This window comes from Streptomyces djakartensis (assembly GCF_014651075.1).
Taxonomy (GTDB): domain Bacteria; phylum Actinomycetota; class Actinomycetes; order Streptomycetales; family Streptomycetaceae; genus Streptomyces; species Streptomyces djakartensis.
The window spans coordinates 1-12304 of the sequence record NZ_BMWE01000003.1 but is presented as its reverse complement, the minus strand read 5'-3'; the positions used below and the strand labels follow the sequence as shown (position 1 = coordinate 12304).

Below are 12304 nucleotides of genomic sequence, written 5' to 3'. Positions count from 1 at the left end.
ACGAAGCGGTTTCCCGCGCGTACTCCGCCAAGGATGCCAGGACATCCGGGGGTGGAGGGACCGCCCGAATCCCAACAGCGCGACAGTGGGGCGCGGCATCGGGGGAACGCCCTGAGCCGAGTCACCCACACGAGTGACAACGGGTACACCTGCCCGCCCCGCCCACGACCGCCGCTACGGCTACCCGTCCGTCTGGGCCGTCGCCAGCAACTCCTCCGCGTGTGCCCGGGCCGTCTCCGAGTCCTCCTGCCCGGCGAGCATGCGGGACAGCTCCCGGACCCGGTCCTCCCCCTCCAGCACCTTGACGCCGGAACGGGTGACCGACCCGTCGTTGGTCTTCTCGACCAGCAACTGCCGGTCGGCGAAGGCGGCCACCTGCGGCAGATGTGTCACGACCACGACCTGCGCGGTCTTCGCAAGGCGTGCGAGCCGCCGTCCGATCTCCACCGCCGCCTTGCCGCCCACACCGGCGTCGACCTCGTCGAACAGATACGTGGGCACGGGATCCGTCCCCGCGAAGACGACCTCCACGGCCAGCATCACACGGGACAGCTCACCGCCGGACGCCCCCTTGGCGATCGGCCGGGGCGGCGCGCCCGGGTGCGGGGCCAGCAGCAGCTCGACCTCGTCGGCGCCGGCGGGCCCGTACGCGACGGCACGGCCGCCGACCTCGACGCCCTCCGGGTCCTCGGTCTGCCTGATGTCGAACGACACGCGTGCGTGCGGCATGGCGAGCGAGGCCAGCTCGGCGGTCACGGCGGCGGCGAACCGCTCGGCGGCCTCCGTCCGGGCGTCCGTCAACGCCTGTGCGAGTCCGCTCAGTTCGGCCCGCAGCGCGTCCCGCTCGGCGGTCAGTTCCCCGATCCGCTCGTCGTCGCCGTCGAGTTCTGTCAGCCGGGCGGCACTGCGCTCGGCCCAGGCCAGCACGGAGGCGATGTCCTCGCCGTACTTCCGCGTCAGCCCGGTCAGCGCGGCCCGCCGTTCCTCGACGGCGGCCAGCCGCAGCGGGTCGGCGTCCAGATCGTCGGCGTACCCGGCCAGGTCCCCGGCCGCATCACGCAGCAGGATCCCGATCTCCCCGATGCGGTCGGCGAGCGCGGCCAGCGACGGGTCGTGCGACCGTACGGCGTCCAGGGCCCGCTGGGCGCCCGCGACGAGCGTCCCGGCGTCGACACCCTCCGGGTCCTCCGGATTGCCCGCGAGGGCGGCGTGCGCGGCCGCCGCCGCGGCCGCCAGCGCCTCGGCGTGCCCGAGCCGCTCGGCCTCCTCGGCCAGCTCCGTGTCCTCACCGGCCCGGGGCTCGACGGCGGCGATCTCGTCGAGGCCGAAGCGCAGCAGATCGGCCTCCTGGGCCCGTTCCCGCGCCCGGGTGGTGATTTCGTCGAGCTCGGCGGCGACGGCCCGCAGCCGCTTGTACGCCGCTTGGTACTTGGCCAGCGGCACCGCGACCGAGTCACCCGCGTACCGGTCGAGCGCCTGCCGCTGCCGGGACAGCTTGAGCAGCCCCTGCTGGTCGGTCTGCCCGTGCACGGCCACCAGCTCGTCGGCGAGCTCGGCGAGCACTCCCACGGGCACGCTGCGCCCGCCCAGGTGCGCCCGCGAGCGCCCCTCGGCGGAAACGGTACGGCTGATCAGCAGGGCACCGTCGTCGAGCTCGGCCCCGGCCTCCTCGGCGCGTACGGCTGCTGTGGCGTCGTCCGGGACGGTGATCCGGCCCTCCACGACCGCCTTCCCGGCCCCGATCCGCACGAGCGCCGGGTCCGCCCGCCCGCCCAGCAGCAACCCGAGGCTGGTGACCACCATGGTCTTGCCCGCCCCCGTCTCACCGGTGACCGCGGTGAACCCGGGCGACAGCTCGACAACCGCGTCGTCGATCACACCGAGCGACCGTATCCGCATCTCCTCCAACACGGACACGACCTTACGAGGTCCGGGCCGAGGATTGCGACTGGCCCACTCCTGTCACCCACGCGAGTGGCAGCGCCTCCTTGGGGGCGCGGGGAACTGCGCGACCAGCCACAGACACGGCCCGCACCCGCCAACGACGAGCAACCACCCCCCCATGAACCGCTAGTGAGGAGCCCCCCGCCACCCGGAGACAGGCAGCGCGAACTTGGCCACCAGCCGGTCCGTGAAGGACGCGTGATGCAGCCGGGCCAGCCGCACCGGCACAGCACCCCGCCGCACCTCGACCCTGGCACCGGGCGGCAACTCCACGGTCCGCCGCCCGTCACACCACAGCACACCCGGCGGAATGTGTGGCAGAACCTCCACAGCCAACACAGAATCCGGCGACGTCACCAACGGCTTCGCGAACAGCGCGTGCGCGGAGATCGGCACCATCAGCAGTGCCTCGACCTCCGGCCACACCACGGGCCCGCCCGCGGAGAACGCGTAGGCCGTCGACCCCGTGGGCGTCGCACACACGATCCCGTCACAGCCGAACCCCGTCACCGGGCGCCCGTCGATCTCGAGGACGATCTCCAGCATCCGCTCCGCGGACACCTTCTGCACGGCCGCCTCGTTCAGCGCCCAGTCGGTGTGCACGATGTCGCCGTTGCGGTGCACCACGACGTCGACGGTCATCCGCTCCTCGACCTCGTACGCCTTCGTCACCACCCGGTCGACAACCTTGTCGAGGTCGTCACGTTCGGCCTCCGCGAGGAACCCGACCCGCCCGAGGTTGACACCGAGCATCGGCACGCCGGAGGCCCGGGCGAACTCCGCACCGCGCAGCAGCGTCCCGTCACCGCCCAGCACGATGAGCAGCTCGCATCCGTCGAGGCACTGCGGGGTCGCCTCCTTGACCAGCTCCACCTCGTCCGGCAGCGGCAGGTCACGCGCCTCGGCCTCCAGGACGCGCACGCCGAGTCCGGAGCGCAGCAGCCCCTTCACGACGAGCTCGGCACTGCGCACGGCCGCGGGCCGCCCCGTGTGGGCGAGCAGAAAAACAGTACGAGCTCGGTTCTCGGTCAACGCGGCCCCTCCGCCACTGCTCGGTCGACATCGGCCGGGTCCAGTTCCGGTGCCCCGGACCGCAGCCACAAGAAGTATTCGACATTCCCCGACGGCCCGGGCAGCGGACTGGCCGTCACGCCCTTCACCCCGAGCCCCAGTCCCCAGGCCTTCCCTGCAACCCCCGCCACCGCTTCGGCGCGCAGCTGGGGGCTGCGTACGACTCCCCCGCTGCCCAGCCGCTCCTTCCCCACCTCGAACTGCGGCTTGACCATCATCACCAGGTCTGCGTCCGGCTTCACGCACCGCACCAGGGCGGGCAGGACCAGCCCGAGCGGGATGAAGGACAAATCCCCCACGACAAGATCCACAGGCTCACCATCGATCTCTTCAAGTGTCAACTCGCGTACGTTCGTACGGTCCTTGACGGTGACGCGTTCATCGTTCTGCAGGGACCATGCGAGTTGGCCGTATCCGACGTCCACGGCGACGACGTGGGCGGCGCCCGCGCGCAGCAGCACATCGGTGAATCCGCCGGTGGAGGCGCCTGCGTCCAGGGCCCTGCGGCCCTGGACGGCCAGCCCCTGCGGCACGAAGACCTGCAGCGCGCCGGCGAGCTTGTGGCCGCCGCGCGACACGTAGTCGGGATCGTTCTCGTCGGCCGCGACGACGATCGCCGCGGCGGTCTCCACCTGCGTGGCGGGCTTGGTCGCGACGGTCTTGCCGACGGAGACGCGCCCGGCGGCGATCAGCTGGCCGGCATGCTCACGCGAGCGCGCGAGCTTCCGGCGGACCAGCTCCGCGTCGAGACGGCGGCGTGCGACTCCTGCCACGGTGCGTTCAGCTCCTAGGTCCGTGCGGTGATCAGAGGGGGCGACCCGAAGGGTCTCGTTGAGGGGTGGTGGTCGGGTGACGGGCGGGAGCCGGAGGTCCCGGGCGGGCGTCGAGCGCGGTGAGCGCGTCGCGCAGCCCCCGGTGTACATCCTCGTACACCTCCACATGTCCGTCGGTGGCGAGGTGGTCCGCGTCGCCGAGCCGGTGCAGGGCGGCGTCCACCTCGGCGTCGCCGGTGGGGGTGCGGGGCACGTTCAGGGGAGCCGGGGCGGCGGGGTCGTGGTCGGGCTCCGCCCGCTGCCCTTCCTCCGGCGGGTCCGTCGGGGGTACTGCGTCGTCCATGCCCCGACGCTACCGCGAACCGCTGCGGTACCGTCGATCGCGATGGCCACGATCGAGGAGTGCCGCAGCGCACTCGACAAGCTCTCGGACAACATGCAGCGCGCCGAAGGGGACGTCCGCGACGCCGCGGCCCTGGACCGTTCGGTGAGCTGCCACATCACGGACCTGGACGTCACCTTCGTCGGCCGTATGCGCGGCGGGCGGATCGAGGTGCACGACACCGTGCAGGGACCGCCGGCCACAAGGGCCGAGATCAGGCTCGCCATGGCCGGTGACGACCTGGTGGCGCTGGTGGACGGCGAACTGCACTTCGCCAAGGCCTGGGGCTCGGGCCGGGTGAAGCTGCACGCGGGAGTGCGGGACCTCATCCAGCTCAGGAAACTTCTGTAGCCGCCACCTCCCCGGCCCCGGTGGCCGCCCCGGCGCGTGCCTTGCGCGCCGCCGGCACCACCAGCGGCGTGCCCGTCTCCGGGTCGTCGATCACCTGGCAGCGCAGCCCGAAGACCTCCTCGACCAGCTCGGCCGTGACGATGTCCTTCGGCGCGCCCTCGGCGACGATCCGGCCCTCGCGCAGGGCGATGAGGTGCGTGGCGTAGCGGGCGGCGTGGTTGAGGTCGTGCAGCACGGCGACGAGCGTGCGGCCCTGCTCCTCGTGCAGTTCCGCGCACAGGTCCAGCACGTCGATCTGGTGCTGGATGTCCAGGAACGTGGTCGGCTCGTCGAGCAGCAGCAGCGGGGTCTGCTGGGCGAGGGCCATGGCGATCCACACCCGCTGGCGCTGACCGCCCGACAGCTCGTCCACGTAGCGGTCGGCGAGTTCGGCGACGCCGGTCTGCCGCATGGACTCCTGGACGACGCGCTCGTCCTCGGTCGACCACTGGCGCAGGATGCCCTGGTGCGGATAGCGGCCGCGGCCCACCAGGTCACCGACGGTGATGCCGTCGGGCGCGATGGACGACTGGGGCAGCAGGCCGAGCGTGCGGGCTACCTTCTTCGCGGGCATCGACTGGATGACCTGACCGTCGAGCAGTACCCGGCCCGTACTCGGCTTGAGCATCCGCGACAGCGCCCGCAGCAGTGTCGACTTCCCGCACGCGTTCGGGCCGACGATCACGGTGAAGGAGTTGTCGGGTATCTCCACCGACAACTGCTCGGCGATGACCCGCTGGTCGTAGGCGAGGGTGACGCTCTCGGCGGACAGACGGTTCACGGTGCTCCTTCGGTTCTTGCTCATATCCGGCCCGCCCGGCGTTCGGTGACCAGCAGCCACAGCAGGTAGACGCCGCCGAGTACGCCGGTGACGACGCCCACGGGCAACTGCTCGGCGCCGAACGCCCGCTGCGAGAGCCAGTCGGCGGCGACCAGCAGCGTGGCGCCCATGCACAGGGACGCCAGCAGGTTCGGGCCGGGCGCGCGGGTCAGGCGCCGGGCCAGCTGGGGCGCGGTGAGCGCCACGAAGCTGACGGGGCCGGCCGCGGCGGTCGCGGACGCGGTCAGCAGCACGGCCGCCACCATCAGCAGCAGCCGTACGCGCTCCACCCGTATCCCGAGGGCGTACGACACGTCATCGCCCATCTCCATCATCCGCAGCCCGCGCGCGTTCACCAGGACGAGCGGCACGAGCACGGCGCACAGCCCGAGCAGCGGCCAGACCTGCGCCCAGTCACGGCCGTCGAGCGACCCGGTCATCCACACGACCGCGCGGGCCGCGTCCACGATGTCCGACTTGGTCAGCAGATAGCCGTTGACCGCCGTGACGATCGCCGAGACGCCGATGCCGACCAGCACCAGCCGGTATCCGTGCACGCCCCGCTTCCAAGCGAGCACGTAGATGGCGAGGCCGGTGACCAGGCCGCCCACGAGCGCACCGACGGCGACCTGGCCCGCGGTCCCGGAGAACAGCACGATCACGGTGAGCGCACCGGCCGTCGCGCCCTGCCCGAGGCCCAGGACGTCCGGACTGCCCAGCGGGTTGCGGGAGATGGACTGGAACAGCGCGCCGCCGAGTCCGAGCGAGGCACCGACCAGCAGCCCGACCAGGACGCGCGGCAGCCGCAGCTCGTTGACGATGAACTCCTGGCCCGCGTCGCCCTCGCCCACCAGTGTCCTCAGCACGTCGGCGGCAGGGATCGGGAAGTCTCCGGTGCCGATGAGGGCGACGCTCGCCGTGAGCGCCGCGACCAGCAGCAGGAGTACGACGGTGAACGCCCGTACGTCCAGGCGCAGGGAGAGCCCGCCCGGAGTCCGCACAGCACGGTTGGTGGTCTTCACAGCTGCGCCGTCCTCCGCCGTCGTACGAGAAAGATGAAGACCGGGCCGCCGAGGATCGCGGTGATGATGCCCACCTGGAGTTCCGCGGGCCGGGCCACGATCCGGCCGATGACATCGGCGCCGAGGAGCAGCACCGGCGACAGTATCGCCGCGTACGGCAGGATCCAGCGCAGATCGGGCCCGGTGAAGGAACGCACGACGTGCGGCACCATCAGCCCCACGAAGACGATCGGCCCGCAGGCGGCGGTCGCGGCCCCGCAGAGCACGGTCGCGGCCAGCATGGACAGCGCCCTCGTCCGGTTCAGGTTGGCGCCGAGCGCCTTGGCGGTGTCGTCCCCCATGGCCATGGCGTTCAGCGGCCGGGCCAGGGCCAGGGCCAGGATCGTCCCCGCCAGCAGGAACGGCAGGACCTGCCGGATGGTCGAGTCGGTCGCCGAGGACAGCGAACCGACCGTCCAGAACCGCATCTTGCCGAGCGCCGCGTCGTCCATGATCATCACGGCTTGGAGGTAGCCGTAGAGCGCGGCGCTGATCGCCGTGCCGGCGAGGGCGAGCCGTACCGGCGTCGCGCCCCGGCTGCCGCCGAGGAACCACACCAGCGCCCCGACCGCCGCCGCGCCGAAGAACGCGAACCACACATAGCCGCTGAGCGAGGTGATCCCGAGGTACGTGATGCCCGTGACGACGGCGGCGGACGCGCCCGCGTTGATGCCGAGCAGCCCGGGATCGGCCAGCGGGTTGCGCGTGAGGGCCTGCAGCACCGCACCGGCCAGGCCGAGGGCGGCGCCGGCGAGCAGTCCGAGCACGGTCCGCGACAGCCGCTCGGCGACGACGACGTCGCCGTACGTCCCCGAGTCCTCGAACAAGCCGTGCCACACCTGTCCTGGGGACAGCTCCTTCGCTCCGATCGCGATGCTCGCCAACGCGACGAGAACCAGGATCGCGAGGGCGAGGAGCAGCCCAAAGGCTCGTACCGTCCGTCGGGTTGGGGGCGCGGGGGCGGTCTCCGCGCGCTGTTCGGGGGGACTCTCGACCAACACGCAGTTAGGTTAGCCTACCCTCTCATCTGGTCACGATTCCGGAGCCGTCCGCCGCCGGAGACCCTGGACGCAGCCGAAGTCTGCCCGCCGGCCGTGGGTTCCAACCGGCTCCCGGTTCCGCCGCGCTCCGGCAACCCGGCTGCGAGCCGGCGCTCAGAGCCCCAGCCGTGCCAGCGCCTTCCCCCCGTCCAGCTCGCACCGGCCCTCACCGGCGGTCGTCCACGCCGCGGCACACAACGCGCGCAGCCCGTCCAGCGCCTCGCCGTCCCCGTCGAGCTCCAGCCGGTCCGTACCGGCCGTCGCCGTCCAGCCGCCGCACCGGAACCCGCCGTCGCCCGCCGCGACCTCCGGCTGGCCACGGAGCATGCCGCGCAGATCGGCGTCCACATACGTCGGCCGGTGCTGCGGCGGCGCGGCCAGCAACTGCGCGCCGTCGGTCACCCCGGTCAGGACGAGCAGCGAGTCGACGTCCCCGTTGAACGCGCCCTCGATGTCCGTGTCCAGCCGGTCCCCCACCACGAGCGGCCGCTCGGCCCCGGTCCGCAGGATCGTCTCGCGGTGCATCGGCGGCAGCGGCTTGCCCGCGACCTGCGGCTCGGCCCCCGTGGCGATCCGTACGACCTCCACCGCCGCCCCATTGCCCGGCGCGATTCCGCGCCCGCTCGGAATCGTCAGATCGGTGTTGGAGGCGAACCACGGCACACCCCGCGCGATCGCGTAACAGGCCTCCGCGAAGCGGCCCCACGGCAGCTCGGGCCCGCCGTAGCCCTGCACCACCGCCGCCGGATCGTCGTCCGCCGACTCGACGGGCGTCAGCCCGCGTTCCCGCAGCGCCACCCGCAGCCCCTCACCGCCGATCACCAGCACCCGGGCACCCTGCGGCACCTGTTCGCTGATCAGCCGCGCGACCGCCTGCGCCGAGGTGATGACGTCGTCCGCGCCCGTGGGCCGTATCCCCAGCTCGGTCAGATGCGCGGCCACGGTGTCCGGCGTCCGCAACGCGTTGTTGGTCACGTACGCCAGGCGCATCCCGCCCTCCCGCGCCTCGGCCAGCGAGTCGACCGCGTGGGCGATCGCGCTCCCACCCGCGTACACGACTCCGTCCAGATCGAGCAGAGCCGTGTCGTACGCCTCGCTGAGGGCCTGCCCACTGCCCTCGGGCTTCGTCCTGACGCTCCGGCTCATCCCGCATCGCTCCTCGTTCGACGGCTTTCCCCCGATCATCCCCCATGCCGCTGACACCCGTACGATGCCGGGATGAACACAGCAGGTCACTCGGAGGCAACGGCGCACCGAGGCCTGGAACTCACCCCGTTCCGAGGCCTTCGTTACGACCCCGACCGGGTCGGCAGCCTTGCCGCCGTGACATCTCCGCCGTACGACGTCGTGGTACGCCCCGACGGCCTGCACCACCTCGAGTCCTCCGACCCGTACAACATCGTCCGTCTGATCCTGCCCCAGGCCTCCACGCCCAGCGCCCGCAACGAGCAGGCCGCCGACACCCTGCGCCGCTGGCTGTCCGAGGGCGTCCTGACCACCGACCCGGAACCCGGCCTGTACGTCTACGAACAGCGCCACGACGACGGCATGCTGCAGCGCGGCATCATCGGCGCCCTGCGCGTGTCGGACCCTTCCGAGCAGGTGGTGCTGCCGCACGAGGACGTCATGCCGCACGTCGTCGCCGACCGCGCGGACCTCATGCGGGCCACTTCCGCGAACCTCGAACCCCTCCTGCTCACCTACCGCGGCAACGGCTCGACGACCGCCACAGCGGACCTCGTCGAGCGCACCGCCGAACAGCCGCCCCTCCTCGCGACCACCACGGAGGACGGGTTCAGCCACCGCCTGTGGTCGGTCACCGAGCCGGCCGACCTGGCCACGATCCAGACCGATCTGGCCCGGCATCAGGCCCTGATCGCCGACGGCCACCACCGCTGGGCGACTTACCGCCGGCTGCGCGCCGAGCACCCTTCCCCCAGCCCGTGGGACCACGGCCTGGTCCTCCTGGTCGACACGGCCCGCTACCCCCTCCGGGTCCGCGCCATCCACCGCCTCCTCCACGGCCTGCCCGTCCACCGGGCCGTGGCCGCCCTGCACGGCCTGTTCCGGGTACGGCGCCTCCACGCCCCCCTGCCCGAGGCACTGGAGGCGCTGGCCGACTCGGCCTGCGCGGGCAACGCGTTCCTGCTGGCCGGCGACGGTTCCTTCCACCTCGTCGACCGTCCTGACCCTGACCTCCTGGCCCGGACGGTCCCCGCCGACCGCCCCGAGGCGTGGCGGGCCCTCGACGCGACGGTCCTGCACGCCACGCTCCTCGACCACGTCTGGCGGATCCCCGAGGACTCCCCCGCCCACATCGCCTACATCCACGACACGGCCGCCACGGTCGCGAAGGCCGAACGCGACGGCGGTACGGCCGTCCTGATGCACCCGGTCCGCGAGGAGGTCGTCCGTGACCTGGCCCGGCAGGGCGTGACGATGCCGCGCAAGTCGACCTCGTTCGGCCCGAAGCCGGCGTCGGGCCTCGTGCTGCGAGCACTGGACGTCTGACACCTCGGACCGGACCACTGCGACCTCCGAACACACGAAGGGGGGCGGATCCCGAACGGGATCCGCCCCCCCTTTCCTTGTGCGGAGCGTCAGTCCTCCGTCTCCGCGGCGGCGTCCCCGCCCTCAGCCTCGTCGTCGGACAGGGCGTCGACGAACTCCACTCCGTCCAGCTCGGCGAGCCGGTCCGAGGCGTCCGTGCTGCCGTCGCGGTCGGCCTCCACGGCCTTCGCGAACCACTCGCGCGCCTCGCTCTCCCGTCCGGCGGCCAGCAGCGCGTCGGCGTACGCGTACCGCAGCCGCGCGGTCCACGGCTGTACGGAGCTGGCGGCCAGCTCCGGGCTCTGCAGCGTCACGATGGCCGCGTCCAGCTGCCCCATGTCCCGCCGCGCACCGGCCGCCACGAGCCGCATCTCGACCTGTCCGGCCTTGTCGAGCTTGTGCACCTCGGGCGCACCGGCCATGTCGAGCGCCTTCTCGGGTCGCCCGAGCCCGCGCTCGCAGTCGGCCATGACGGGCCACAGGTCGATGTTCCCGGTCATCCGCTTCGCGGCCCGGAACTCGGCCAGTGCCTCGCCGTACTTCTGGTTGGCGTACGAGGCGAACCCGGCGGCCTCCCGCACGGCGGCGACCCGCGAGGCCAGCCGCAGGGCCACCCTGGAGTAGCCGTAGGCGCCCTCGGGGTCCTCGTCGAGGAGCCGGGCCACCATCACCAGGTTCCTGGCGACGTCGTCGGCGAGCGTCTTCGGCAGGCTCTGCAGCTCCTGCCGTACGTCCTTGTCGATCTCCTCGCCCGTGATGTCCTCGGGGATCGGCAGCCGCTTGATCGGCTCCCTGTCCCGCTCCCGCTCCTCACGGAACCGGCCACCACCGCGGCGGTCGTCACCACGCCGGTCGTCACGGCCCCGGAAGCCGCCGGGACGCCCAGCGCGGTCATCGCGCCTGGGGCCACGCCCACCACGGTCGTCACGACCCCGGAAACCACCGCGGTCGCCGCGGTCGTCACGCCGGAACTCACCGCGGTCGCCGCGGTCGTCACGCCGGAACTCACCGCGGTCGCCGCGCGGGGCGTCCTCACGGCGGAACCCGGGACGCCCGCCACGACCGGCGTCATCACGCCGGAACCCGCCACGGTCCCCGCGGTCGTCACCACGCCGATCGTCACGGCCCCGGAAACCCCCGCGGTCGTCACGCCGGAACCCGCGATCGCGGTCGTCGCCGCGGTGCCCCCGGTCGCGATCGTCGCCGCGGAAGCCGCGGTCCCGGTTATCGCTGCGGAAGCCACGGTCATCACGGCGGGGGAACCCGCCGCGCTCGCCGTCGCGCCGGTCATCCCGCCTGTCGTCCCGACGGTCATCCCGCCGGAAACCACCGCGCTGCCCGCGGTCATCGCCTCGGCGGTCATCGCCTCGGCGGTCGTCGCGCCGGCCGTACCCGCCGCTGCGGTTGTCATCGCGACGGCTGTCGTCGCGACGATAGCCTCCGCGCTCCCCGCGCTCGTCGCGCCGGAAGGAGGGGCGGTCACCGCCACGGTCATCGCGCCGGAAGGAGGGGCGGTCACCGCCACGGTCGTCCCGGCGTGGTCCACGGTCTCGGTCGTCGCGCCGGCCGTACCCGCCACCACGGTTGTCGTCCCGGCGGAAGCCGCCCCGATCGCCCCGATCGCCCCGATCTCCTCGGTCGGTGCGGTCGCCCCGGTCGCCTTCACGGCGTCCGTAGCCGCCGCGGTCGTTGTCGCGGCGGAAGCCTCCACGGTCTCCACGGTCCCCGCGCTGACCACCACGGTTGCCGCGGTCGTTCCGGTCCCCCTCCCGTCCCCGCTGCTCGCGATCCGGTCGGTCGTCGGGAGAGTTGGTGGACATGGTGACTCCTGTCTTCGGTACTGCAGTCATTCTCGCGCAGCCGGGTACCCGACGGCGCCCCGCGAAAATAAAAAAGGACCCCTGGTCCCAGCTGAACGCTGGTGACCAGGGGTCCTTCCAAAGATTGTTCGGCGGCGTCCTACTCTCCCACAGGGTCCCCCCTGCAGTACCATCGGCGCTGTAAGGCTTAGCTTCCGGGTTCGGAATGTAACCGGGCGTTTCCCCTACGCTATAACCACCGAAACCCTAATGGTTTCGAGCGAACAAGCACACTCTTCAATTGTTTGTTCTGCTCGAAGCCGACAACTGTTCGTTGTCTCAGAACTAACACAGTGGACGCGAGCAACTGAGGACAAGCCCTCGGCCTATTAGTACCGGTCAACTCCACACGTTACCGTGCTTCCATATCCGGCCTATCAACCCAGTCGTCTACTGGGAGCCTTACCCTCTCTA

12 protein-coding genes and 2 rRNA genes are annotated in these 12304 nt (G+C 72.1%); 3 read left to right on the top strand and 11 right to left on the bottom strand.

The window, feature by feature from the left end; translation table 11 throughout:
* Positions 1–180: 180 nt before the first annotated feature.
* The 4 genes from recN to IE212_RS05895 form a co-directional block, all read right to left on the bottom strand.
* Positions 181–1899: a DNA repair protein RecN gene (gene recN, locus IE212_RS05910; protein ID WP_190196982.1), complete on the bottom strand. Its 1719-nt coding sequence runs from the start codon at positions 1897–1899 to the stop codon at positions 181–183.
* Between the two features lie 171 nt (positions 1900–2070).
* A complete protein-coding gene (locus IE212_RS05905; RefSeq protein WP_190196640.1) occupies positions 2071–2976 on the bottom strand; it encodes an NAD kinase in 906 nt (301 codons plus the stop codon).
* The gene (locus IE212_RS05900) at positions 2973–3788 is read right to left on the bottom strand and encodes a TlyA family RNA methyltransferase (protein WP_190196639.1); all 816 of its coding nucleotides are present in this window, start codon (positions 3786–3788) and stop codon (positions 2973–2975) included. The genes IE212_RS05905 and IE212_RS05900 overlap by 4 nt, the downstream gene beginning before the upstream one ends.
* Before the next feature lie 31 nt (positions 3789–3819).
* The gene (locus IE212_RS05895) at positions 3820–4131 is read right to left on the bottom strand and encodes a hypothetical protein (RefSeq protein ID WP_190196638.1); all 312 of its coding nucleotides are present in this window, start codon (positions 4129–4131) and stop codon (positions 3820–3822) included.
* A gap of 42 nt (positions 4132–4173) precedes the next feature.
* Between IE212_RS05895 and IE212_RS05890 the strand changes: the two genes are divergently transcribed.
* On the top strand, positions 4174–4521 hold the full coding sequence (locus IE212_RS05890; RefSeq protein WP_190196637.1) for a sterol-binding protein: 348 nt from the start codon (positions 4174–4176) through the stop codon (positions 4519–4521).
* Here the strand turns inward: IE212_RS05890 and IE212_RS05885 are convergent.
* From IE212_RS05885 to IE212_RS05870, 4 genes are all read right to left on the bottom strand, one after another.
* Positions 4505–5365 carry an ABC transporter ATP-binding protein gene (locus IE212_RS05885; RefSeq protein WP_190196636.1) on the bottom strand — a complete coding sequence of 287 codons (861 nt, stop codon included), beginning with the start codon at positions 5363–5365 and terminating at the stop codon, positions 4505–4507. The genes IE212_RS05890 and IE212_RS05885 overlap by 17 nt on opposite strands.
* Complete coding sequence (locus IE212_RS05880; protein ID WP_190196635.1) at positions 5362–6402, bottom strand: FecCD family ABC transporter permease; 1041 nt, start codon at positions 6400–6402, stop codon at positions 5362–5364. The genes IE212_RS05885 and IE212_RS05880 overlap by 4 nt, the downstream gene beginning before the upstream one ends.
* Positions 6399–7442, bottom strand: coding sequence for a FecCD family ABC transporter permease (locus IE212_RS05875; protein WP_190196634.1), 1044 nt, complete (start codon positions 7440–7442; stop codon positions 6399–6401). The genes IE212_RS05880 and IE212_RS05875 overlap by 4 nt, the downstream gene beginning before the upstream one ends.
* A gap of 153 nt (positions 7443–7595) precedes the next feature.
* Positions 7596–8627 carry an HAD hydrolase-like protein gene (locus IE212_RS05870; protein ID WP_190196633.1) on the bottom strand — a complete coding sequence of 344 codons (1032 nt, stop codon included), beginning with the start codon at positions 8625–8627 and terminating at the stop codon, positions 7596–7598.
* A gap of 72 nt (positions 8628–8699) precedes the next feature.
* On the opposite strand from IE212_RS05870, the gene IE212_RS05865 reads away from it, so the two are divergent.
* On the top strand, positions 8700–9992 hold the full coding sequence (locus tag IE212_RS05865) for a DUF1015 domain-containing protein (RefSeq protein ID WP_190196632.1): 1293 nt from the start codon (positions 8700–8702) through the stop codon (positions 9990–9992).
* Between the two features lie 89 nt (positions 9993–10081).
* On the opposite strand, the gene IE212_RS34710 is transcribed toward IE212_RS05865, so the two are convergent.
* Entirely contained in the window at positions 10082–10807 is a 726-nt protein-coding gene (locus IE212_RS34710; RefSeq protein ID WP_194632171.1) for a tetratricopeptide repeat protein, read from the bottom strand.
* A gap of 405 nt (positions 10808–11212) precedes the next feature.
* On the opposite strand from IE212_RS34710, the gene IE212_RS34705 reads away from it, so the two are divergent.
* On the top strand, positions 11213–11956 hold the full coding sequence (locus tag IE212_RS34705; RefSeq protein WP_194632174.1) for a hypothetical protein: 744 nt from the start codon (positions 11213–11215) through the stop codon (positions 11954–11956).
* A gap of 21 nt (positions 11957–11977) precedes the next feature.
* Here IE212_RS34705 and rrf read toward each other — a convergent pair.
* Together rrf and IE212_RS05850 are read right to left on the bottom strand one after the other, a co-directional pair.
* Positions 11978–12094 (bottom strand): 5S ribosomal RNA (gene rrf / locus IE212_RS05855).
* A gap of 105 nt (positions 12095–12199) precedes the next feature.
* A 23S ribosomal RNA gene (locus tag IE212_RS05850) occupies positions 12200–12304 on the bottom strand; the annotation flags it as partial.